The sequence below is a fragment of the Ruegeria sp. CE12 genome (genome assembly GCF_056537525.1).
In genome coordinates this window covers 137,604-160,412 of sequence record NZ_JBQFRS010000007.1, presented here as the reverse complement: position 1 = coordinate 160,412, position 22,809 = coordinate 137,604, and the positions used below count along the sequence as shown (strand labels likewise).

The 22,809-nt window shown below is 53.5% G+C and carries 19 protein-coding genes; 7 read left to right on the top strand and 12 right to left on the bottom strand.

Translation table 11 applies throughout. From position 1 onward, the window contains the following. Position 1: 1 nt before the first annotated feature. The 3 genes from ACR0IO_RS16620 to ACR0IO_RS16610 are packed head-to-tail and all read right to left on the bottom strand — an operon-like array spanning position 2 to position 4,226. Positions 2–1,615, bottom strand: a complete 1,614-nt coding sequence (locus ACR0IO_RS16620) for an AMP-binding protein (RefSeq protein WP_480742724.1) — start codon at positions 1,613–1,615, stop codon at positions 2–4. A gap of 16 nt (positions 1,616–1,631) precedes the next feature. After that, the gene (gene dmdD, locus ACR0IO_RS16615) at positions 1,632–2,441 is read right to left on the bottom strand and encodes a methylthioacryloyl-CoA hydratase (RefSeq protein ID WP_170656987.1); all 810 of its coding nucleotides are present in this window, start codon (positions 2,439–2,441) and stop codon (positions 1,632–1,634) included. Positions 2,442–2,462: 21 nt separating this feature from the next. After that, entirely contained in the window at positions 2,463–4,226 is a 1,764-nt protein-coding gene (locus ACR0IO_RS16610) for an acyl-CoA dehydrogenase family protein (RefSeq protein WP_480742719.1), read from the bottom strand. Positions 4,227–4,338: 112 nt separating this feature from the next. Between ACR0IO_RS16610 and ACR0IO_RS16605 the strand changes: the two genes are divergently transcribed. Beyond that, on the top strand, positions 4,339–5,352 hold the full coding sequence (locus ACR0IO_RS16605) for an AraC family transcriptional regulator (RefSeq protein WP_480742717.1): 1,014 nt from the start codon (positions 4,339–4,341) through the stop codon (positions 5,350–5,352). Positions 5,353–5,400: 48 nt separating this feature from the next. Here the strand turns inward: ACR0IO_RS16605 and ACR0IO_RS16600 are convergent, their stop codons facing one another. Continuing rightward, on the bottom strand, positions 5,401–5,505 hold the full coding sequence (locus tag ACR0IO_RS16600) for a DDE-type integrase/transposase/recombinase (protein ID WP_480742820.1): 105 nt from the start codon (positions 5,503–5,505) through the stop codon (positions 5,401–5,403). Between the two features lie 217 nt (positions 5,506–5,722). Further along, positions 5,723–7,699, bottom strand: a complete 1,977-nt coding sequence (locus tag ACR0IO_RS16595) for a TonB-dependent receptor domain-containing protein (RefSeq protein ID WP_170336139.1) — start codon at positions 7,697–7,699, stop codon at positions 5,723–5,725. A gap of 254 nt (positions 7,700–7,953) precedes the next feature. Between ACR0IO_RS16595 and ACR0IO_RS16590 the strand changes: the two genes are divergently transcribed. From ACR0IO_RS16590 to ACR0IO_RS16575, 4 genes are read left to right on the top strand one after another with little or no spacing between them, the layout of a single operon-like run. After that, a complete protein-coding gene (locus tag ACR0IO_RS16590; protein ID WP_480742713.1) occupies positions 7,954–8,844 on the top strand; it encodes a siderophore ABC transporter substrate-binding protein in 891 nt (296 codons plus the stop codon). 3 nt (positions 8,845–8,847) lie between these two features. Continuing rightward, complete coding sequence (locus ACR0IO_RS16585; protein ID WP_480742711.1) at positions 8,848–9,813, top strand: ABC transporter permease; 966 nt, start codon at positions 8,848–8,850, stop codon at positions 9,811–9,813. Positions 9,814–9,862: 49 nt separating this feature from the next. Continuing rightward, a complete protein-coding gene (locus ACR0IO_RS16580) occupies positions 9,863–10,747 on the top strand; it encodes an iron chelate uptake ABC transporter family permease subunit (RefSeq protein ID WP_480742708.1) in 885 nt (294 codons plus the stop codon). Then, the gene (locus tag ACR0IO_RS16575) at positions 10,744–11,496 is read left to right on the top strand and encodes an iron ABC transporter ATP-binding protein (protein WP_480742706.1); all 753 of its coding nucleotides are present in this window, start codon (positions 10,744–10,746) and stop codon (positions 11,494–11,496) included. Before ACR0IO_RS16580 ends, ACR0IO_RS16575 begins: the two co-directional genes overlap by 4 nt. 71 nt (positions 11,497–11,567) lie before the next feature. Here the strand turns inward: ACR0IO_RS16575 and ACR0IO_RS16570 are convergent, their stop codons facing one another. Beyond that, a complete protein-coding gene (locus tag ACR0IO_RS16570) occupies positions 11,568–12,410 on the bottom strand; it encodes an alpha/beta hydrolase (RefSeq protein WP_480742704.1) in 843 nt (280 codons plus the stop codon). A 104-nt stretch (positions 12,411–12,514) separates the two neighbouring features. Here ACR0IO_RS16570 and ACR0IO_RS16565 point away from each other — a divergent pair, with 104 nt between their 5' ends. Beyond that, complete coding sequence (locus ACR0IO_RS16565; RefSeq protein ID WP_480742702.1) at positions 12,515–13,411, top strand: GntR family transcriptional regulator; 897 nt, start codon at positions 12,515–12,517, stop codon at positions 13,409–13,411. Between the two features lie 444 nt (positions 13,412–13,855). Here ACR0IO_RS16565 and ACR0IO_RS16560 read toward each other — a convergent pair whose 3' ends face one another. From ACR0IO_RS16560 to ACR0IO_RS16535, 6 genes are all read right to left on the bottom strand, one after another. Further along, the gene (locus tag ACR0IO_RS16560; RefSeq protein ID WP_480742700.1) at positions 13,856–16,321 is read right to left on the bottom strand and encodes an autotransporter domain-containing protein; all 2,466 of its coding nucleotides are present in this window, start codon (positions 16,319–16,321) and stop codon (positions 13,856–13,858) included. Positions 16,322–16,585: 264 nt separating this feature from the next. Next, positions 16,586–17,113, bottom strand: a complete 528-nt coding sequence (locus ACR0IO_RS16555; RefSeq protein ID WP_480742698.1) for a dihydrofolate reductase family protein — start codon at positions 17,111–17,113, stop codon at positions 16,586–16,588. 159 nt (positions 17,114–17,272) lie between these two features. Continuing rightward, positions 17,273–17,974, bottom strand: coding sequence for a response regulator (locus ACR0IO_RS16550; RefSeq protein ID WP_155147789.1), 702 nt, complete (start codon positions 17,972–17,974; stop codon positions 17,273–17,275). 3 nt (positions 17,975–17,977) lie between these two features. Next, positions 17,978–20,299 carry an ATP-binding protein gene (locus tag ACR0IO_RS16545; RefSeq protein ID WP_480742696.1) on the bottom strand — a complete coding sequence of 774 codons (2,322 nt, stop codon included), beginning with the start codon at positions 20,297–20,299 and terminating at the stop codon, positions 17,978–17,980. Between the two features lie 112 nt (positions 20,300–20,411). Then, a complete protein-coding gene (locus ACR0IO_RS16540) occupies positions 20,412–21,167 on the bottom strand; it encodes a hypothetical protein (protein ID WP_480742692.1) in 756 nt (251 codons plus the stop codon). 151 nt (positions 21,168–21,318) lie between these two features. Beyond that, a complete protein-coding gene (locus ACR0IO_RS16535) occupies positions 21,319–22,140 on the bottom strand; it encodes a LysR family transcriptional regulator (RefSeq protein WP_480742690.1) in 822 nt (273 codons plus the stop codon). Between the two features lie 96 nt (positions 22,141–22,236). Between ACR0IO_RS16535 and ACR0IO_RS16530 the strand changes: the two genes are divergently transcribed. Continuing rightward, positions 22,237–22,644 (top strand): hypothetical protein, encoded by a 408-nt coding sequence (locus ACR0IO_RS16530; protein ID WP_480742687.1) that lies wholly within the window; start codon positions 22,237–22,239, stop codon positions 22,642–22,644. Positions 22,645–22,809 lie beyond the last annotated feature (165 nt).

The window sequence follows — 22,809 nt, the reverse complement described above, 5'->3', positions numbered from 1 at the left end:
TTCAAAGGTCCATTGCTTTGGCGCGATCCCGAAGCTGGAACTTCTGAATCTTGCCGGTGGAGGTTTTCGGAAGGGTTTCGAAGACAACAGCTTTCGGGGCCTTGAACCCGGCCAGATGCTCACGGCAGAAGGCAATGATGTCGTCAGGCGTTGTTTCGGTGCCTTCGCGCAATTCGATAAAGGCGCAGGGGACTTCGCCCCATTTTTCGTGGGGCATCGCAACCACGGCAGCGGCCTGCACGGCATCATGGCGATAGAGGACTGCTTCGACCTCGACCGAAGAAATGTTTTCTCCACCGGAAATGATCACGTCTTTTAGCCGGTCACGTATCTGGATGTAGCCGTTTTCATGTAAGACAGCGCCGTCACCAGACCAGAACCAGCCGTCCTCAAAAGCTTTCGATGTGGCTTCGGCGTCCTTGTAGTATCCCGCCATCACCGTGTTGCCCCTAACGGCGATTTCGCCCTGTGTAACACCATCGCGCGGTACAGATGCGTCACTGCTACGGTCGATCACCGTGACCTCTTCGACCATCGGAAAGGCGATGCCTTGCTGCGCTTGCAATTCGGCTTGCTCCGCCGGGCTAAGGTGATCCCAGTCTTCTTGCCAAAGACACTGTGAGATATGTCCGTAGGTCTCTGTCAGGCCGTAGACCTGCATGACGTCCAGCCCCATCGCGCGGGTTTTTTCCAGCACCGAAGGCGGCGGCGGAGCACCTGCAGTCAAAACGCCGATCGCAGGATCGAAGGGTGCCGCTTCGCTCTCGGCTTCGGCCAGCATTTGCAACACGATTGGCGCTGCACCGAAATGAGTCACGCCATGGGTACGGATCGCATCCAGAATACGGTCTGTTGCCGGAACACGAGTAAACACGACAGTTGCGCCAAGCATGGCCATCAACCACGGATGCCCCCAGCCGTTGCAGTGGAACATCGGCACCACTGACAGATAGACTGGGTAGGGGGGCATCTGCCAGGCCGTTCCTGTGCCGAGCACCATCAGATAGGCCCCGCGATGGTGATAGACAACGCCTTTCGGGCGACCGGACGTACCGGACGTGTAGTTCAACGCAATCGCATCCCATTCATCATTGGGCAGTTCTATTGGTAGCGGTGTGGCTTCGGTCAACGCGTCATAGGTTTGACCACCAAGGCTCTCACCCGTAACCGCAGGATCGACGATCTCGACCACTGGCAAGGATCGACCGAGCAGATCAAAAGCTTTGGACAGCAGCGGTACAAGCTCCTGATCCACGATCACCAATTTCGTGTCCGCGTGATCCAGAATGTAGGCGATAGTTTCCGGTTCCAGCCGTGTGTTCAGCGTGTTTAGAACTCCTCCCGTCAGTGGTAGGGCAAAGTGCAACTCAAAGAGTTCCGGGACATTCGGGCTCAGCACCGAAACAGTATCGCCCTTCTGCACGCCAAGTTCGACCAGTCCACCGGCCACAGCGCGAATGCGGGTTGCAGTTTCGGCCCATGTTCTTTGAATGTCGCCATAGATCACCGCCGTACGCGCGCCGTGCAGGTTTTCGGCGCGGCGCAGGAAGGATATCGGCGACAAGGGCACATGGTTGGCCCGCGTCTTTTCAAGAGCTTCGAAATGGTGACGCATCCCGGTTCCGCCTGACTTAGCTGTTGGGCCGCACGCGGGCGGCGGTTTTGTTTGCAAAGGCTTCCAGGCGCGCACGGGCCGCAGGTTGGGTATTAACCACTCCGCCCACCACAGCCTCAGCATAGGCTGCATCCATGCCGGACATGTTGTTCAAGTGGCTGATCGCAGAGCAGATGGCAAAGTTGGTCAACGGCAGGTTCTGTGCAATTTGTTCTGCTAGCTCCATCGCCTTGGCCATGCTGCCGCCATCTTCGGTGATGTATTGCGCCAATCCCAGATCAACGGCTTCTTGCCCCTGATAGACGCGGCCCGTCAGGATCATGTCGATCATGCGGTACTTGCCGATCATGTCTGAAACACGGATTGTCGCTCCACCTCCGGTGAAAATCCCGCGCTGGCCTTCGGGCAGGGCAAAATAGGTGCCCGGGTCAATAACCCGGATATGCGCCGCGCTGGCCAGTTCCAGCCCACCGCCGACAACGGCACCGTTGAGTGCAGCAATGATCGGCACACCGCCATACTCCATTTTGTTGAATGCCTCATGCCAACGCAGGCAGACATGCATGAAGTCATCCGGGCTACGGTCGGCTTTCCAATGCTCAACCAGATCAAGACCCGCGCAGAAATGGTCGCCTTCACCGGCCAGAACCACAGCTTTGACACCGGCCATACGGGCACCACTGAAAAAGCGGATCAGTTCCTCGATTGTGGCCACATCCAGCGCGTTGCGCTTTGAAGGGCGGTTCAAAGTTACGACGTACAGGCCGTTCTCACGCTCTGAAATCGCGAGGCTTTCGTAAGTGTCAGGGTTCACGACGTCATTCATAGGTCAGGTCCTCTCAAGGAGTTATTCAGGGAATGCCGCATCAAGCAGGCTGCGCGAGCCGTACAGAATGCGAGTGTGTTCGGTCATGCATTCAGGCAAAATGTGCTGCGCAAAGAAAAGGGCGGTGGCAATTTTCTGGGACATGAATTGCGTATTCTGTCCAGCATCCAGCGCAGCCTGCGCGGCTAACGCACCCTTCGCCAGCTTCCATCCTGCCGCCAGCGTACCCGCCAACATCAGGAACGGGACCGAGCCCGCAAAGGCTGCATCGATGTCCTTTCGGCTGTTTTCCAACAACCAATCCAATGCGGTTTCAAACGCGCCGCGCGCCCGCGCAAGGCTTGTGCTGATAGCTTGCGCCGTTGCGTCACCGTCGGCCAGTTCCGCTTCGGTTGCCTTTATCCGAGCTGCGAAGCGGCGGGCAGTTTCGCCCCCGTCGCGCATTACTTTGCGCCCTAGAAGGTCGTTGGCCTGAATGGCGGTGGTGCCTTCGTAAATCGGCAGAATGCGTGCGTCGCGGTAATGCTGCGCGGCACCGGTTTCCTCGATAAAGCCCATGCCGCCATGGATTTGCACGCCCAGCGATGCGACCTCAACTGCACGTTCCGAGCAGAAACCTTTGACCAGTGGAACCATGAATTCGGCCAGAGTAGCCATCTCTGGATTGTCTTGATTATGTGCGATGTCCAGCAACCCCGCGGTCGCCGCCGCCATGGCCCGACCGCCTTCCGTCAGGCTGCGCATCCGCATGAGCATACGGCGGACATCCGGGTGTGCGATGATGGCGACTGCGTCTTTGGCCTGCCCATTCACCGGACGGCTTTGCACCCGCTCACGTGCATAGGCGAGAGCACGTTGGTAGGCCCGCTCAGAGGTCGCAATACCCTGCACGCCAACGGAGAACCGCGCTGCGTTCATCATGATGAACATGTACTCTAACCCGCGATTTTCCTCGCCGATCAAGAACCCTGTGGCATCTTTGTATTCCAGAACCGCCGTCGGACTGGCGCGAACACCAAGCTTGTGTTCGATGCTCACACAGTTGACCGTGTTTTCGGATCCTACCGTCCCATCCGCTTCCACAAGCTTCTGCGGCACGATGAACAGGCTCAACCCTTTGGGTCCGGCAGGTGCGTCGGGTGTACGCGCCAATACCAAATGGATGATGTTCTCGGTCAGATCATGAGCGCCATATGTGATGAATATCTTCGTTCCTGAGACGCCATAATCGCCATCTGCACGTGGCACCGCCTTGGTCGCCACGCGCCCCAGATCGCTGCCCGCCTGTGGTTCCGTCAGGTTCATCGTGCCGGACCAGCGTCCAGCAATCAGCGGTTCAAGGTACATGGCTTTCTGATCATCCGAACCCGTCAGCAGTAGCGCCTCAATGGCCCCATCAGTCAGGAGTGGGCAGAGGCCAAAGCTCATATCAGCGGCATTCAGCATTTCCACCGCTGCTGCGCCAACAGTTCGCGGTAACCCCATGCCACCGTATTCCACTGGGTGGGTCAGGGCCTGCCAACCCATCTCGACGAACTGTGCATAGGCTTGCGCGTCGCCCTCAGGCATAGTCACGCGCCCGTTGTCAAACCGGGCCCCCAACGTGTCTCCAATATGGGACAAAGGCGCGATCTGCTCACCGCAGAACCGGGCATAGCCTTCGAGAACAGCACCAATATCCTCCAAGTCGTAGTCCGAATATGCGGCCAGCGACGACACCTTCTCCCAGTGGGACAAGTGCTCGACACAAAACATCAAATCCTGAACGGGCGGCTGATAGGACATTCCAGGCTCCCTGGTGGTCATTATGGTTTTGCGTCATCTATCTGCCGATTGGATTGTCGTTAAGCTCATATTTTGCCAAAATACTATCCAAATACGCCAAACAGAGGCCTAAATGACCAGCCAAGACCCTATCTCTCTGACGACAGTATCAGCCGCATTCATTCAGGATTGGTTGGGTGCTCTTAGGTCTCGCTGCACCCCGGAAGAGATGGATTCGCTGCTGGAACACTCGGGCCTTCAAACCAGTCCGATGGCACCAACTCAACGTGTCACACTCAATGAAATAGCCCGGCTGTATCAACTTGCCGCGCCTGAGACTGGGGACGAAATGATGGGTCTCTGGAGCCGACCGATCCGGTCACGCGCATTGCAGCATCTTGTGACGGTTCAACGCGGAGCGAGCAGCCTGACCTCGGCTCTTTATCGGTTCTCGACGTTCTGGAACCTGCTTCTGGATGACTTCTACTTTGACTTGCGGAACAAACCGGACGAAGTGGAGTTGGCATTGGTACCTTACTTAGGCGAAACTCGGCCACAGCGTTTCGGTCACATGCTGATCCTGAAGCTGGCGCATGGGCTGCTATCCTGGCTCAGCGGGTCTGAAACACCGGTGCAAACGGTTTGCTTTGCCTTTGCCCGCCCGGAATTTGCAGCAGATTACTCGGTGGTCTTTCCATGCCCCGTCGAGTTCGATACCCCAGAAACCTGTATTCGCTTTGACCCACGCCAGTTCACCCGTTTGATAAGCCGCAGTCCTGCCGAGGCATCCGCGTTTCTTGAGCGTGCGCCGCTGGATTGGATTTTTACTGGTTCACGCGCCCATACAAATAGCCTTCGTGTCCGAGCCTTTCTTTACGGAGCGACCTGGCAGACTTGCCAGCTTCCGGATGCGGCCCGGGCTTTAAAAATGACGCCTCGGACCCTGAATAGGCGCTTGAAAGATGAGGGGACATCCTTTCAGGACATCAAAGATGCCCTGCGCCGAGACATCGCGATCCGTTCTCTTCAGCAAAGCACGGACAGCATAGATCAAATCGCGTTTGACACGGGCTTCTCGGCCCCTGCGAACTTTCATAGGGCCTTCCGAAAGTGGACAAACCGAACGCCTGGGTCTTACCGGACATAAGAACTGAACACCGGCGAATTAAGGTAAATCGCCTTCATTTAACCTAGGCTATTTCATGATCCAGTTCCTAACGGAACGGAGTTTCCCTGCTTTATCGACAGCCCGATAGAGGTACATCCGCTTGCCGAGAACACGTAGATAGTTTTCGTTGATAGGTCAGGATTTCAGCGTTGGCTGCTTCTTCGATTGCACCAGCGATGCAGCCAACGGTGAGTAGCTCGTCCCCCACCAGTACCAGCTCAATCAGATTCATGTATGCGATCTCTAAAGGTCGGACACGGGCAGGCACTGGTAAAAAAGCTCCGGCAGCAACGAAGCTCGGGGCTGGCAACATTCAATTGCCAACCCCATTTTTACTCTCGATTACGTATCAGAACTCGATCTCTGCCATGAGGCGCAGCGAACGACCTGGTTCGTTCAGAGCAACCACTTCTCCCACGAATTCTTGCCCATAGGTTGCGCGGTTCGCATAAGTCTCATCGAATAGATTGCTAACCTCGGCCCGAAGGGTCAGGTTTTGCATCTTTTTCGGAGAGTATTGAGCAAATACGTTGACTACGGTGTAACCTGGCAGTTCTGGACCACGCCCGCCTGTAGCGAAATCGTACGTGTCATCGTAGTCAAACGCCACTTGTGCATCGCCACCAATCAGAACCCCGTTGTTGAACTGATGCGCTGCTTGCAATGATACAAACTCGCCCATCGGCATAGTCAGATAGTTACCGGTGAAGGAGTCCGCGGTGCGGCCATTGATGTCCGTATCAATGTTGGCATAGCCCACTCTTACGAAGCCACCATTCCACGCATATCCAAAGCCCAGTTCGTATCCCTTAGATTCAAGATCCGCTGTCTCCGCAGGCCCGGCGCGATAGGATGCAGCGCGGGCATTGTCAATTTTAGTGTGGAAGTACTTGGCGTTAGCCACCCAGACTCCAACATCATACTTGGCCGCGACAAACACGTTTTCGGAGGTAACATCTTCGATCCCTGTTGCCGGATAGCTCCAGGCTGGGTTCATGATGAAGTTCTCAGCCAGTTCGATGCCGCCCCAGACGTTCGAATATCCTGCGCTTACAGTGAATTGATCCGTGATGTTGTATTGTGCTGCAAAGTTACCCGAAATTCCGCTGGTAGACTGTTTAGAACCGTCAACTCCGGTGAAGTCTTGAAAATCACCACGCAGACCGAAGGAAAGGTCAGTCCGATCATTGGGCCGCATACGGACCTGCGCAAAAACACCAATGTTCCGCAGCTTCTCTGAAGCCGCTTCATCCCGATTTGAGAACCGCAGTGACTTGTAGTCCGTATCAGCAGTATCATTGTAGAAATCCAGTCCGGCATTGATTTCGGTCCACCCAAAATCGAAGCGGTTGGAGATCTCACCGTTGAAACTGTCGGTCTTGCCGGAAACAGTCTGGTTCGTCGGCAGACCGGATTCGTCCAGGAACAGTTCGGAACTGCTATATGCAAGAAGAACTTTGGGGTCCCACAACCCCTTGGGTTCGGCTTCGGTATAAGTGAAAACCACGTTCTCGCGTTTCAGATCATATGGGCGTGTGAGTGGCACGGGACGCCCACCAATGATTTGACCGATATTAGCCCGATAGGGTCGCACTTCGTCATCTCTGACGCGTTCATACGACAGCTCGAACCGGCTGCCTTCCTCGGTTTGATATGCGGTTTTTACCAATCCGCTTAACAAGTCTGTGGCGGACCCGATGATTTCGTTTCCACTACCATCCTTTTGCGTGTTCCCGGTCGCGTATTTTAGGTAGCCCAAGTATTCGAAGCCACTTTGTTGGCCATAGAGCGTGAGGCTGTTGGCTACGATGTCACCGTTCGACTGATACTCGAACCGGTACCTACCCCCGAAGTTGGCGTCTTCGGACAGCAGGTCCGCTACATCCTTGGTCTCGTAGGCCAAGGCCCCCGCAAGTGCACCGGGACCTGCGTCCGCAGGGGCGACACCGGGATCAATCCGCGCGGCCTTGAGCAACCCCGGATCGACCAAAGTCGTCGTGTTGTGGTGGAAGATCTTGTTGTTCTGGCGCGCTCCGTCGATAGAGATTGCCAGATTGTTTTCCTCAATGCCGTTGACGTAGAGTTTCTGAGACAATGGGATCGAGCTGCCAACCTGTACAGTCGGCTCCGCCACAAACAACTCAGAAAGATCTGAAGGATTGGTAAGTGCCAGTTCGTCGCTGGTGATATCGATTTCCTCACCTTCCGGATCTTCCAGAGTTGGTGCTGAAATCAAAATTGTCCCCAAGAATATGTCATCTTCTGCATGTGCTGCCAGCGGCAGCAAGCCAGTGGCAACATAGGCCAGATATCGGTGTGCTTTCATGTCCTAACCCGTTCTTTTGTATTTTTATCGTTTGGCTAGGTGGTTGAATGGCTACCGATTTGCGGTTATTTGGCACAGTCAAAATTGTACTTCAACACATAAAATACAATCACGGAAGAAACACCGATCCTGCCACACTAAAATCACTCACTCAGAAAACCGACCTAGTTCTGGCCTGCCCCATGTGCCAGAACACTATGGACCCCCGCTCAGCCAGTCATCGTGACAGCCAAGCCTTGATCATGAGGACTGTTATGTACAAAAAGCTCGCTGTTGCGTTGTGTCTGCTGGCATCACCACTTTCGGCGCAAACTGTTTCAATCGAAACCTATCGTGGCCGTCAGGACGTACCTGTCACACCAGGCAAAATCGCTGTGTTTGACATGGCTGCTCTGGACAGTCTGCTGGCTCTGGGAGTCGTGCCAGATGCCACGATACACCCAGTCTATGTGGACTATTTGGCAGAGGCGACCAACAGCGCTGCGCATGTCGGCACGTTGTTCGAGCCAGATTACGAAGCAATCGCTGCAATTGCTCCTGATCTGGTGATTGCCGGCGGGCGGTCTTACAAGGCTGTGCCCAAGCTGAACAAAATCGCCCCGACAATCGACATGACGATCTGGGAAGACACAGTGGGCCAGGGCCTGGACCGTTTGGAAGCTTATGGCGAAATCTTTGACAAGCAGGCAGAGGCCACCGCGCTTGCCCAAGCGTTCGAGGCTAAAGTTGAAGCGACGCGCAAGTCCACCTCGGGTCAAGGATCAGCCCTTGTCGTAATGACCAACGGTCCCAAAATCTCAGCCTATGGCCCCGGAGGGCGCTTTGGCTGGTTATACGACACGGTGGGGTTGAAGCCGGCTGTCGAAAATATCGAATCCTCCACCCATGGTGAAGCGATCAGTTTTGAGTTTATCCATGACGCCAATCCCGATGTTTTGATTGTAATCGACCGCATGGCCGCCATTGGACAAAATGGTGACGCCGCGCAGACCGTTCTGGACAACGCATTGGTGCAGGAAACCAAAGCCTGGGAGACCGGTAAGGTCATCTATCTCGACAGCACACCGCTCTATATCGCGGCAGGCGGCATCCAATCCATGACACTGACGTTGGATCAGATCGCAGCTGCATTTGAGGCTGATTAATCTGTGCGCACACTGCGATTAGAAATATGGATAGGGCTAGGTATAATTCTGGCCCTGTCAGTTGTCTCGCTCGGCGTTGGTGTGATCAACCTGTCGTGGGAACAGGCCTTTAGTGATCCCGAAGCATTACGCGTTCTGATTGTCAGCCGCCTACCCCGCACTCTGGCCGTTCTTATCACAGGCGCTGTTCTGGCCATGGCCGGCATCATTCTGCAAGCCATCGTTCGCAATCGGTTCGTAGAACCCATGACTACGGGCACCGGACAAGGGGCAGCTTTGGGGATACTGTTGGCTACAATTCTGATCCCGACCGCGCCACTGATACTGCGCATGGGACTGGCAGCGACAACCGCCTTGGCCGCTTCGCTGGGATTTCTGGCCATCGTTCGGCGACTGCCGATAACCCAGCCTTTGCTGGTACCACTAGTAGGGCTGATCTATGGCGCGCTACTGGGGGCAGTATCCGTGTTCTTCGCCTATCAGTTTGACTTGCAGCAAAGCATTGCAATCTGGACCATGGGTGAGTTTTCCGGCGTTCTGAAAGGCCGCTACGAACTGCTGTGGCTGGCCGCGTTGGCTGGGGGACTTGTCTATCTGATTGCAGATCAATTGGCGATCATCGGTATGGGGCAAACCATGGCGACCGGGTTGGGTGTGAACTATCGGCAGATCATGGCGGCAGGGCTGCTGGTGATTTCCCTGGTAACAGCGCTGACCGTGGTAACCGTAGGCATGATCCCCTTTGTAGGATTGGTCGTACCCAACATTATCTCGCGGCGCTATGGCGACAACCTGCGCCAGACCCTGCCGTTAGTAGCGCTGACCGGAGCTGGGCTGGTGCTGATCTCAGACATATTGGGGCGCATACTGCGTTTTCCCTTCGAAATCCCGGTGGGCTCGGTCTTTGGCGTGATCGGAGCAGTGTTTTTCTTGATGATCCTGTATTCGAGGTCACGCAGTGCCTACTAAATTGTTGGTCGGCCTGAGCCTGGCTTTGGCCCTGATTTGCATCGCTTACATGACCGTTGACGCCAAAGCGGGTTGGGACTTTATCCTTCCGTTTCGTGGCACCAAGTTGTTGGCGCTGGTGGTGGTTGGTGTGGCTGTCAGCACCGCCACCGTTTTGTTTCAAACGATCTCGGGGAACCAGATCCTCACTCCGTCGATCATGGGGTTCGATGCACTTTATGTATTGATCCTAACCGGATCGGTTTACGCTTTGGGCGGATTGGTCGTGGCTGATCTGGCACCCATCAAGACGTTTCTGATAACGGGCTCGATGATGGTGGCTGTTTCTCTACTACTTTTTGGATCCCTGCTGCTGGACAACAGGCAGGATTTGTTCCGCATGATCTTGACCGGAGTGATACTGGCTACACTGTTCCGGTCGCTTACCTCATTCCTGCAAAGGATAATCGATCCCAACGAATTTGCGTTCATACAGGTGGCCAGCTACGCGAGATTCAACGACCTGTCGATAAACACGCTAGCCATTGCAGCTCCGCTGACGACACTCGCCGTAGTCTCCGCCTGGTCTATGCGATTTCGTCTGGATGTACTCATGCTAGGACGTAACATCTCTATCGGCTTGGGTGAAAATCCTCATCGCGGATATCTGATGACTTTGCTGCTGGTGGCGGTATTGGTCTCGGTTTCCACTGCTCTGGTCGGTCCCGTGGCCTTTTTGGGCCTGCTGGTTGTGTCCTTGGCGCGGTTTGTCCTACCCAGCCCTTACCACTCCCATCTCTTACCGGTTGCTGCATTGATCTCGGCCATCACGCTGGTCGGAGGGCAACTGCTGATGGAGCATGTTTTTCGCCTTGTCACACCTTTGTCAGTGGTCATTGACCTTGTCGGTGGGCTGGTGTTCCTGACCCTTATTCTGAAGAGTTTACGCAGATGATTACAGCCTCCAACATCACTCACCAGCATAACGGAAAACCAGTTTTGAAAGACGTTTCCGTTCAGATCCCCAGCGGCGGGATCACGGCGCTGGTCGGTCCAAATGGGGCTGGAAAATCAACGCTGCTCAGTCTGATCGCACGATTGCAACCTGTGCAAAGTGGGCAAGTCTTGGTCAACGGACTGGACGTGCAGACCACGCCTGCACGGAACATGGCCCGGATATTGGCAATCCTGCCCCAAACGACCGAGGTCACCCCCCGCCTCACGGTCGCCGAACTGGTTGGCTTTGGACGCTACCCGCATCATCGTGGGCGTCCGGGATCGCAGGACGTTGCCAAAGTCGATGAGGCAATTGAAACATTTGATTTGACAGATTTCCGCGATCGACCCTTGGACAGTCTTTCTGGTGGCCAACGCCAGCGTGCATTTGTGGCAATGGTTTTCGCGCAGGACACCGAATATGTGCTGCTGGACGAGCCATTGAATAATCTCGACATTGCTGCCAGCCGTTCTCTGATGCAGACTCTGCAGGGTCTTACACGTGATCACGGCCGAACCGTGGTGATCGTACTGCATGACATCAACTATGCATGTGCCTACGCAGACACCATGATTACTTTGACTGACGGGCGGTTGGGCCCCTGCGGCACTCCCGGTGACATAGTTTCGGATACTATGATGCAGCAGGTCTTTCGAACCGACGCTCGTATCCTTAGAGTTGGGGACAGGGTGTTGGTTGAAGCCTGATTGAAACACACCAGATGATTTAGTCGAATTCCGCAGCGGCAAAGCAAGGCGCCAGTTTTGTCTTGGCCTATTCAGAGCAAGTGGTCCTTCAGAAACGCTTGTACGGATGCCACCAAGCCCCGTTCGTCATGTGACACTCCGGAGATGAGATCAAACTGCACAGAGCACCCCGCTGTTTCAAGCGAAGTAGCCAGACTGCGAAGCCTGTCAATTCGGGTACGTCCAGTGTCGTTGATGCCCGGGGTCCAGAACAGCTCGCCAGGTTCTACCGTGATCTCCCAAGTTTCGGTGTCCTTAGAGCCAACCACGCATTGGACCGGCACGTTCTCGACCAGATCGGGCTTGATCTCACCACCCAGATACTCAGCCATTCCATCCAACCCCAATGGATACCGCTTGTTTTGATCACACAGCGTCACCACCCCGGGTGCGCCAATTGAGACAGCGCTCAGACGGTCGGGTTGTGCATAGAGAAACCGATGGGCGAAATGTCCGCCTCCGGAAAAGCCATGAAGCAAGAATTTGTCGGATTGAACGCGGTAACGCGCGGCAACCTCATCCACCATCGACAACAGGGAAAGATCGAACCGGAAATCCCGCGCCCGCAACAGTTTGTAGTTCTCTTGATCGCCAACAAACAACAGATTGCACGGAAACAAAGGCGCAAGCACGATCGCTTTTTGCTGTTCAGCAAACTCGGCAAACCCGTCGCGATACAGATGTGCCCCTCTTTCCGTACCGTGCACCAGCACCACCAGCGGATAGATCCGGTCATCATCTGTTTTGTAATCCATCGGCACATACAGGCAGTAGCTGAGCCGTGGCTCGCTTTGGAGCGCATAAAACGGTGTGTACCCCTTGTCATAGTACCCAAGCGGGAACACTGCATTTGCGGCTTGTGCCTTCGATTCCATCTGCTTTCTCCACCGGTGGTTACAAGCTGCGCTAGTCACTGATTTGCATTTTTCACGATAAAGTACACTTGCGGTTAGCCTTTGAAAACCGTAAAGAAAATGGCATGTCAGATATTTCGCCTCCTGCTCGGAAGGTATCGGATCTTCAACGCGAGCTGGCAGCACAAATTATGGATACTGCAGAAAAACGGGGCCTGGATTCTGGTGACCCTCTGAGAGAATCTGTATTTGCCAAGGAACTATCGGTGTCCCGAACTCCGGTCCGAGCTGCGTTGGATTTCTTGTGTGAAATCGGCGTAGCAGAGCATCGGCCTCGCCGGGGGTATTTTCTATGCATCGACGCCGACAAGTTGCCCGATCTGGACTATCAGACAACCGGTCAGCAGGCTTACAAGCTTTATCACAAAATTATCGACGCCTATTTCGCAGGCGACCTGTGTGATCGGATCAGTGAGGCCGAACTGATGCGACGCTTTCAGACCGAGCGCGCTCCATTGCAAGAAGCCCTGTTCCGTCTATCCAACGAAGGTTTAGTGCGACAAAATCCAGGTTATGGATGGCAGGTCACACCATTGGCAAAATCGCGCGAGGCGGAAGCGGAGGATATGTTCCGGTTTCGGCTGCTTCTGGAACCAGCTGTTTTCCTAGAGCCCGGATACACCGTGGACCCAGAGAGGATAGCCGAACTCCGACTTGAGCAGACCCACCTGATCGACACGATCATGACAGATTTCGACCTGACGTTGGTATATGAATCCAACATCCGCCTGCACGGCACCTTAATCTCATTTTGCCGGAACAGGTTCTTCATACGCGCGCTGGATTCCGATGAACCAGCTGGTCGGCTAAAGGAGTATCAAAACTACCAGAACAAGGTGCGCACTCTGCAGGCCTGTCACGAGCATGTTGCCATTCTGGATGCCGTCGATGCGGGCGAACTGGCACAAGCTTCGGACTTGATGCGAGCGCATATCTTATCTGCCAAAGAGGCGAGTAAGTGAACAAACCAATGTGATGAGCAGGGCCGAGGGAATCTGTTACAACTGCTCGGGTTAGACGGCGAAGATTGCTGTGTGAGTGCAAAGTCGGCAATGTCCAATAACTCGCCTTTATTCTGTTCCACATCCAATATCTGATTTGCACCGCTCGTAACTTGCTGCACGCTTGACACTCAGGCTACTTATCAAGCTCCGCTTTGGGCTCGAAGCGAATGCAGAGGTGACGTACTGGGCAGGGCTTCCACCTTAGCAGACATGATCACTCCTTGCTGCTGGACGCCTCGAGCAATCGGAAACAACCTCATACTTGCCCAACACAGACTCGGTCAGAATTGGTACTGGTGGCAAGTACAAACAGAATTCCCAGTAACCCAGAGCAGTTACATCCTGTAAGCATACTTCCTCCTTGTTGAAACACGGATCGATTGGTGGGGGATTTGGTTCGTCCTAGAAGACATATTGAAAGGACAGTGTTCCACGAATCTCGTAGTTGTCGCTGCCTCCGAAAAACCCGTCCGCACCCACTGAGAATACCCCGCGACCATCGCGTGTCTGCTGGCGGAGCCCACCCCCAATAAACCCGCGAATGAGTTGGTCATCATAGGTTGGGTTCAAGGTAATCTCAGAGCCTAGTACACTTGCGTTTCGCGACGCGTTTCCCAGTGTGAACTGCCCGTCGATGCCCGCCGTTAATTCCAACAGCGCGTCCGGACCTGCGCCCAGAGAGAACTCATGCGGTAGTGTGACCTGAGCACGGGCATTCACGTAGTCACTCTGACTGCCATCTACCGTGATTGGGCTGGCAACCCCAGTTTCGGTGTATCCATCTTCGGACGTATGTAGATAGCTGAGCTGCAGGCTGGCCAAAATCGGTCTGTTCGCCAGCACATTATCGAGCCGAGTTCCAAACTCGATAGAAGGCGACAGGAAGTAACCATCATAGTCGTAAGTGCCGGTTTCAACCCCACCTGCAGCCAGGTTGTTAAATACCTGCCTGTTGCCATCAGAACTTAGCTGCCCCCCGACAATCGATGCACGAATGTAGTTGGATCCAAAGTCGCTGTGGTACCGACCACCGACGAAAATAGATTTAGTGGTAAGCGAATTGCCTGAGTTGTCTGAGGTTATGTCACCTGTTGCAACACCGCCGAACAAACCAACCAGCGAGCCGTAGGCTGTCGGCAGGTCCACGCCACCGATCACGCCACCATAGCTATCTTGAAGAATACCAGCCCCTGATACCTGATTTTGCCCTCCGAAACCTGTAAACCAGACATTTTTTTCGATCCCGTTTTCGCGCCTGATCAAAGGAATACGAGTCCCAGTGTTGCCTGCGACATCAGAAATTGAGCGAACCAGATCGTTGGCAAAGATGTCAGATCCGGCGAACCCGGCAGGGTCGATCACAACGATCGTGTCATTACTAACGACAAAAGGCGAACCTGCAGTGTCTCCAACAGAAGGCACATCGTTCTTGAACGTCAGATCAAGGTTCATTCCGGGATCAGTGTTCAGGGTGCTCGAACCGACAATATCGATCAAACCCTGGATGTTGGACCCTTGGCGCAGAAAGAGATCCGTGCCAGTGCTCGCATTGATTTCGAACGCCACGGTGTTGCCTTTGATCAAACCGCTATTGATGAAAGCTGTGGCGTCATTCAGAACAACACCAACGTCATCTCTGCTTGAAATCGTTCCGGCATTAACGAATGAGGATATGACACCGGTGTTTTCAAAGCCTGCGTTGAGTCGTCCCGTAATGGTACCGTGGTTTTCGAAACTGCCTACGTCTCCGTCGATACCAAGCCCGAGTTCGTGACCTTCAATCCGACCTGCATTGAAAAAGGTTTTGATTTGTCCAGTAATCGCGCCCGAAGCGTTATCGCTGGAGATAGTGCCGGTATTGACGAAATTTTTGACGTCCCTGAGCGCAAGGCCGACACTGCCGTTCCCGTGAATCACACCGCTGTTGTTCAGCGATGTCATGGTTCCATCGCTAAGAACACCTACTTGCGCGCCGCTTATTGTGCCCGAATTTGCAAATGTCGAGATCCCGCTACTGGCTGTCACACCATTGCCATCGTGAGAAATAATCTGTCCAGTATTGTCCAATAGGGCAACTTGGCCGTCGATGGATACTCCGTCATTAGTTAGCGACTCGATGAAACCATCATTTTTTAACACCCCCAAACTTCCACCAATTGCGATCGCGTCTTGCCCCCCGCGAATGACCCCTTGATTAGAGAGCTCGCCCACATTCCCGACGGAGCGAATGGCGTTAAATGTGCCCAGTATCTCGCCGGAATTCAGGATCTGACCAATGTCAGCCTCACCAAATATTCCGAAAATGTCTGTGCCTTGGATTCTACCCGTGTTCTGGATCGTGCCGATCGATCCTGTTCCGTGGAACCCGACGTCATCGCCTAGTATCAACCCGTTGTTAACAACGGTCTGGCTCGTACCTCCGACCCGAACCGCGGTTCCGGAGACGCCGCTAATGACACCGGTCGCATCATTATGAAGGTAGGTCAGTGATGAGCTCGGTGAAAGCAGATGTATCCCGTCGACATTGCCAACAATTTCACCAGAGTTCTCGAGTCGAAGCGTGCTTGTTGCCAACCAGAGCGCTGTAGCGTTGACCGAACGTATTTTACCGTTGTTGATGACCTCAAGCGCTGCGTCCGCTTCGCCTGCCAGTACAGTACTACCAAGGTTGGATACGGTCCCACCGCTTTCAACCTGCAAGGTTGAGCCATTGAACAGTAACACTTGGTCGTTTATCGTATTCCCCGGATTCACAACCAGAGTTTCTCCGGGATCGACGATCACCTGCGCTGAAACCGCCCCAACTGTAAGCAGCGCTGTAATTGATGTACTGCCGAACAATTTGATCAGATGTGTCTCTGGAAACATGCGTACTCACTTCCCCGTTGCAATTTTGAGGGAGCGATAGAATGCCGACATGTCAGGCTTGTTTCGGGTAATGTATCAATTTTGTCAGTACCTTGTTCAATTCTTGGAAGAAGGAACTCTTAGAAACGCAAAGGTCTTTCTGGTCATTGATTGGTGCGACACGGCAAACAGGATTGTCGGCGCCTTCGCGATTTCGAAAATCAAGCGATCCTGCTGACGACGGGACATTCCCGGTCGAAACCGCAGCAGGACCGCTATCACCACTTAGGTCTCGTATTCTTCTAATACGTACCCGCTCAGATAAGACTTGGATGCGATCTTTTTGAAAGGATGCGGACTTACCTTACCACCAAAAAGAGATACTCCGTCGCCATAAACGAAAGGCGCGCGCTTAAGAATGACCCTGTCGATCAGGCCTTTTTTCAAAAGCCATCCAGCAAACGAACCGCCTCCACAAAGGTAGATTGGTCCCTTCGCAATCGATTTAAGTTCCCTGATGATATGGGTTGTTGTCGACCTGCATATCTTCACATCGCTGTTTTTCAGATCACCAATGGACTGGGAAAACACGATCGTCTCCATGTGCGGATAAGGATTTTGACCCGGTTCCAGGCCATACTTGTATCCAAACTGATATGTTGATCGGCCCATGATTGCCGTCGTGTATGTAGCCATACGGGCATGGTAGTCTTCGACGACCGGCCCTTCATTGGCGAACATTGAGATGTCACCGGATGGACCAGAGATAAAACCGTCCACTGAGACGGCGACGTCATAGATAATGGGATGCATTGTGTGCTCCGAGAAAGTTAATCCAATTTTTGCCGTTTGGGCTGGCTGCGTGATTGGACTTACTTGATCACTTTCAGGGCACTCCTATTGCTCATGATTGGATACTGTTGCGTGGTAAGAAAAACCAGCACCATATCGGTCTGTGTTCGGTGCAGCAATTTAACCAAAAACATAGCCGATACCGTGAACAGTACGGATCACCTCGGGCTTTTCAGGGTTTTTTTCGACCTTGCGACGGATGCGCGATATTCTGAGGTCAATTGATCGATCGAATGGTTCCCAACCCCGATCATGCGCCTTGGCCAGCAGTTGATCACGGTTCAGAATCCGACCACGATTTTCGGCAAAAACCCTCAGCAGACTAAACTCCATGGCGGTTATCGCAATTTCAGAACCGTCTTCGGCAAATAAGCGGGCGCTATCGAGGTCAAGATGGCAGGTCCCAAAGGGCACCGTGCCGCTGAGACGATCATGTTTTTCCTGCTCGGTTTCCCGGATGGCGCTGCGCCGGATCGCCGCTTTGATCCGCGCTTGCAATTCGCGAAGATCAACTGGTTTGACAAGATAGTCATCGGCCCCGAACTCCAGACCCAGTACCTTGTCTACTACGTCTCCGGCAGCTGTCAGCATCATCACCGGCACCTGAGAATCCATCCGGATATCCCGTAAGGCCGTGAAACCGTCCTTACCGGGCATACGCACATCCAACAGCACCAGATCGGGTTCTTGTTTGGCCAAAAGCGCCATTAGCTCTGCGGCGTTTTCAACCTCTTGCACGGCATAGCCACATTCGCTCAGGTGATCTGCGAGCATCTTGCGCAAGGGTGCTTCGTCGTCGCAGATGATAACGGAATGATACATAGGCTATTCCAGTTCGTAGAGCACGAGCCGGATCAACGTCAAAAGCTCGCGTTTAATGATTGGTTTTTCGATATAGGGGCGTTTTGATCGTGCAAAGAATTCACGGACATTCTCACTCAGGGCATCACCGGTTATGAAACCCACGCGATTGGCGCTATTCGGTGAAATCAGGCGCAGGGCTTCATAGAACGCTTCGCCATCCATATCGGGCATTTTGAAATCGCTCAGGATCACATCAAATTCCCTGGCCTCGGCCATGTGCAGCGCCTTACGGGGCGTGGTCGTCATTTCGACCGAATGGCCTTCGTCGGTGAGTATGTCCGAAAGCAATTGCGCCACGCCGGCCTCGTCATCAACCACCAGACAGGACAGCGACTTCGACGGCGTGGGGGCCAATCGATCCAGCTCGTTCCGCGTGTTGTCATCATGGACCGCATTCAGCTTGACGTAAAAACTTGTGCCCTCACCCGGAACAGATCGCAATGACAACTCACCTTCGTGGCCTTCGATAATCTTATGGCTAAAGGCAAGCCCAACGCCGGTCCCTTCGCCGACTTCCTTAGTGGTAAAGAATGGTTCGAAAACCCGGTTCTGAATGTCTGCAGGAATACCCGGACCGTTGTCGCGGATTTCGACCACGGTTCGGTTCTCGTCGACATCGTGATACGACCGCACAAGAATGCGGCCTTCCTCGCGCTGTTCGTGAAGAGCGTGGCCAGCATTGACAATGAGATTGCTGAAAACCTGCGCCAGCTGATCGAAATCACCCGCAATCGGAGGCGCGGTCTCGTCTAGATCAGTCTCGACAACAGTGCCGTTGGTTTTCAGCGAGTAGCCCGACACCTCCAACGCTGTCGCCACGACGTCGTTAAGCGAACAGATATCTATCCGGGTTGGACGCTGACGTGCCATCGCAAGAAAGGTCTTTACGATCTTTCCCGCGCGTTCGGCGGACTGGCACATCAAATCAATCCGTTCGGACAGCACGGGATCGCTCACCTTGCCCTGCAGCATCTGGCTATACCCGAAAATCACCGACAATGGATTGTTCAGCTCATGCGCAACGCCGGCCAGCAGTTCCCCAAGGGCCGAGAGCTTTTCGTTCTGATGAGCCACCTCACGCTGTTGTTCCAGCTCTGCCTCGGCGCGGATCTGTTCGGTGATTTCCCGATAGGACAGCAGAAATCCACCCAGCGCGGTGACATTCGAGCTTCCTAGAAAAACCCTGCCATCAGAGGTTTGCAGCGGAAACTCGCGTCCGTAGTTGTAGATTAAGGCCATTCCGGCGGCAAAGTAGTCTTCCTTACTCATACCCTCCGGGCGCAGGTAATAATCAGAGTCGACAATGGACCAGAAAAACTCATTTCCAGGGTCACCAGGCTGCGGATCCAACCCCGTAGGCTCGATCATCGCGTACCACGCCTTATTGGCCAGCACGAACTTCTCATCCGCATCAAACAAAACCAGAGGGTAATCCACTGCATCGATTGCGCCGTTCACGGCTTCGAGCCGCGTCGCCTCAGCCCTACGCTGATTGGTCAGATCGCGTACAAACAACAGGGATCCGCCGTACGCGGTCAAATGTGAGGCACCCACATAGTGTTTGCCCTCTGCGGTGCGTATCTCCACCTGTTTCCCGTGCTGGGACATCTCGGTCATCAGCCAATTGATGTAATCCTCTTGGCTCTGATCCGCAGGGATATCGTAGAAGCCGTCCTTGACCAGCTCGATAACCTTTTCGACAACTTCGTCGCCGGGTTCAGGAGTAAGATGCGGCCGCGCACCATACATCATGTTCTTCCACGCCGTGTTGGCAAAGACGAAACGCATGTTCTCATCGCAAAGAACGAGACCTTCATCCAATGCCTGAAACGCATCTAGCAACATGTCACGCGCTGATTGATCGGGCGTTTTCGCTTCCTCGAGAAACTGCAAGCGCACCAGTGCCCTGCCGCCTGAGGTAATTTTGGTAGTGGCGGCAATGGTGCACCCGTCCGCGTTTCTGAACTCGAATATCTGTCCCGGATCAGTCGGCACTCCAACAGTACGCGAAAGCGTCGCCTCATCCATGCCATCTACCGGCTGAAGATAACCCGTTCCAAAAAAGCCAAGCGCGACCTGTTGAGATGAGTTTCCTACGTCGGGTCGTGGATGACCTGATGGCGCCAGCATTTCCATGTATTTGTCATTGCACAGAAGAAAACTACCATCGACATCAAATAGTGCGACCCCTTCGTCCATGGCATTGAGCAGGTCTTCGAACTGGGTGACATCGATTTGTGAACTACCCTCGACACAGGTTGCCATCTCCTGAGCTGTCGTCATTTTCGCTGTCCTCTAAGACCGGTTGGATCAAGGCGGTGCACTTGCTGGCTCAGATCAGTTTGTCGGGAGATGCGGTAGCCAACAAGTCATAACCTGAACCCACAAGATAGCTTCACGGTTCGATAACGTACCAAGCGTTATCAACAAAAACCCATCGCGTTCCGCTGGTCCATTCATACTGCCCGCCATCCTGCTCAAGATGAACAACAACAGGCGGCTGACTGGAGGGGGCCAAAACTTCCCAGGCCAACCCATCCAAGACCGGTGTCAAAGTCAGGTTTTGCATTAGGGTAATTTCGCCTTCCGTCAGCATCTTGGTGACATGAGCATTGATCCGCTCCATCGGAGCACCGCTTTCAGCCATTTTGGTCAAAAGAGGTTCGTGGAAAGCAAATACGGTTTCGACATCTCGCCTTTGAACTGCGGCCTGTAGCTCTTTCACCGCATCAAGCAGGCCCTTGCCGTCGCTTATAACTGCCCCGGGAAAAAAAGCCTCAACCGGGCTCTGGCTATCGAAGACCAATTCTTGCTCTCCATCGCCGTGTATTTCCACTGAAGCCAGAGATTGTTCATTCGGAAATTCGCCCTCGCAGCCTTCATGCACTGCGAAATAAGCTACATCCTGCGCGCCCTTGGCGTCATAAGTAACCGCAATTGTATTCTCACCGACTAATAAACCCTGATCGAGTTTCACAACACCTGAATAGCTATCTCCTGCCATAACCAGAACACCGTTCAGTCGAATGCCGAAGAAGCCTCCGTCTGTCTTATAATTCACTTGGTGCATGGGCTGACATCCAAGTGCCGATTTGGAAAGCAGTAATACCAGTGCTGCTGATGCAAATCCGGTACGATTTTGGCCACTCATTCTCTCGCTCTCTCCCGCTGCAGGTGAACCTGGGCAGGTCAACAGGTTCCGTTCACTTAAACCATCAGGCTAAGACCGGTTTGTGTCAGAGAAACATTGCAAGATGTATCAATTGTATCATTTGCCAGAGGGTCGCCTTTGTACAAAAAGGTCAGCCACTTTTGATAACCTCAGCCAGCTTCTTTGCCAGCTTGGTGGCTAGCGCCGATCTTCGATGGGAAATCCCGGCTTTACGTGTTCCTGCGTTTTTATCCGCAAGTGGAACCCAGACGACATCTTCACGGTATCTGGCATGTGAGCGTGGCGTGAAAGCGATGCCAAGATCCGCCGCAACCAGATCCATCAACTGTGGGTCGTTCATAGCCTGTGCTGCGGGCGCTGTGCTGAGTGCATTCATATCCATATGATCTGCATTCGGGCAGTAAGGTCTATGAATTATTGGGTGCCTGCAAACATCCTCCAGTCGCACCTCGCTCAGGGAGGCAAGCGGATGCTTACTTGAGAACGCTACACCAAAAGGCTCTTCCTCCAATAGCATGAAGCTATGTGAAGCAGGCAGGCAGACATCAGTGGTATAGGCGATGTCGCTATCCTTCGCATCGGCTGTAAAACTGAAGGCCAGATCGGAAAACTCGTGGCGAAGGCTGCTGAGCCCTGACGCGAGGCTATTGATCAGCATATCTGGTGCGCTATGGATCCGGACATTCTGTTTCGGCTGATTCAGAATTCGGCTCTCGAGTGTTGTGAGATGAGTGACGCTGTTCAGCGCGTCATGGTAAAGCCGCGTCCCTAGCGGTGTTGGTGTTAAGCCAGTTTTTGAGAGTAGAAACAAAGACGCGCCAAGACGATCTTCAAGCTTTTGAATCGCAGCCGAGACTGTTGGCTGGCTAACGCCGTTCTCTCGTGCCGCTTTGCTAAAAGTCCTGACCTCATAGGCGCTGACAAAATAGCGTAAGGAGTTTAACTCTATCATAGATAATATCTATATCATTCATAATTGATATAGCAATTACCTTTGTCATGCAGCGGTGACAGACTCCATTCGTTAAACAAAGAGGAGTCTATGAACATGGAACCGAAATCTGCGTTTGTTGAAGAAACAGTTATCGAACAAGTCATCGCCAAATTTGTCGCTAGTGATCCGACAATGTTTGAACTGATCGCGCAGGATATTGATTTTCGGATCGATCACTTTCGCGATGATACCGACATCAGTTGGCAGCAGGCAAAAAACCGCGATGAGCTGATGGAACTCGTTGGCCGACTGGGCACAGAGGTGTTCCCCGAAGGCACAAAATCATTGGGCACAAATTGCGTAGAGCTAGGTGATGGCTGGTATCTGACTTCCTTTCATCAGCAGTTTTTCTACGGCGTCCAACAAACGGAAGTAAAAAGCCTTACCTATATCTTGTCCCACGAGGCGGATGGTCTGCTGGACTACTTCCGCGAGACGGTTACCAGTGTTGTCGAAGTGTAGGTTTTTCCCAAAGTCATGACTCGGTGCAGAGGGGATCTGACGCAAACTCTGCACTGAGCTGTCTTATCCGACCGCAGTTCTGATAACGGGCCGTCGGATAAGACAGTAGCAAACTGTCGCGATTTCACACATGGCCCACATTTTCCGAAGGAAGTAATCTTGTAC

Bases quoted from the DNA above. Each gene is read 5' to 3' on its own strand.
- ACR0IO_RS16620 (WP_480742724.1), bottom strand. From the start codon at position 1,615: ATGCGTCACCATTTCGAAGCTCTTGAAAAGACGCGGGCCAACCATGTG.
- dmdD (WP_170656987.1), bottom strand. From the start codon at position 2,441: ATGAATGACGTCGTGAACCCTGACACTTACGAAAGCCTCGCGATTTCA.
- ACR0IO_RS16610 (WP_480742719.1), bottom strand. From the start codon at position 4,226: ATGTCCTATCAGCCGCCCGTTCAGGATTTGATGTTTTGTGTCGAGCAC.
- ACR0IO_RS16605 (WP_480742717.1), top strand. From the start codon at position 4,339: ATGACCAGCCAAGACCCTATCTCTCTGACGACAGTATCAGCCGCATTC.
- ACR0IO_RS16595 (WP_170336139.1), bottom strand. From the start codon at position 7,699: ATGAAAGCACACCGATATCTGGCCTATGTTGCCACTGGCTTGCTGCCG.
- ACR0IO_RS16590 (WP_480742713.1), top strand. From the start codon at position 7,954: ATGTACAAAAAGCTCGCTGTTGCGTTGTGTCTGCTGGCATCACCACTT.
- ACR0IO_RS16580 (WP_480742708.1), top strand. From the start codon at position 9,863: ATGACCGTTGACGCCAAAGCGGGTTGGGACTTTATCCTTCCGTTTCGT.
- ACR0IO_RS16575 (WP_480742706.1), top strand. From the start codon at position 10,744: ATGATTACAGCCTCCAACATCACTCACCAGCATAACGGAAAACCAGTT.
- ACR0IO_RS16570 (WP_480742704.1), bottom strand. From the start codon at position 12,410: ATGGAATCGAAGGCACAAGCCGCAAATGCAGTGTTCCCGCTTGGGTAC.
- ACR0IO_RS16565 (WP_480742702.1), top strand. From the start codon at position 12,515: ATGTCAGATATTTCGCCTCCTGCTCGGAAGGTATCGGATCTTCAACGC.
- ACR0IO_RS16560 (WP_480742700.1), bottom strand. From the start codon at position 16,321: ATGTTTCCAGAGACACATCTGATCAAATTGTTCGGCAGTACATCAATT.
- ACR0IO_RS16555 (WP_480742698.1), bottom strand. From the start codon at position 17,113: ATGCATCCCATTATCTATGACGTCGCCGTCTCAGTGGACGGTTTTATC.
- ACR0IO_RS16550 (WP_155147789.1), bottom strand. From the start codon at position 17,974: ATGTATCATTCCGTTATCATCTGCGACGACGAAGCACCCTTGCGCAAG.
- ACR0IO_RS16545 (WP_480742696.1), bottom strand. From the start codon at position 20,299: ATGACGACAGCTCAGGAGATGGCAACCTGTGTCGAGGGTAGTTCACAA.
- ACR0IO_RS16540 (WP_480742692.1), bottom strand. From the start codon at position 21,167: ATGAGTGGCCAAAATCGTACCGGATTTGCATCAGCAGCACTGGTATTA.
- ACR0IO_RS16535 (WP_480742690.1), bottom strand. From the start codon at position 22,140: ATGATAGAGTTAAACTCCTTACGCTATTTTGTCAGCGCCTATGAGGTC.
- ACR0IO_RS16530 (WP_480742687.1), top strand. From the start codon at position 22,237: ATGGAACCGAAATCTGCGTTTGTTGAAGAAACAGTTATCGAACAAGTC.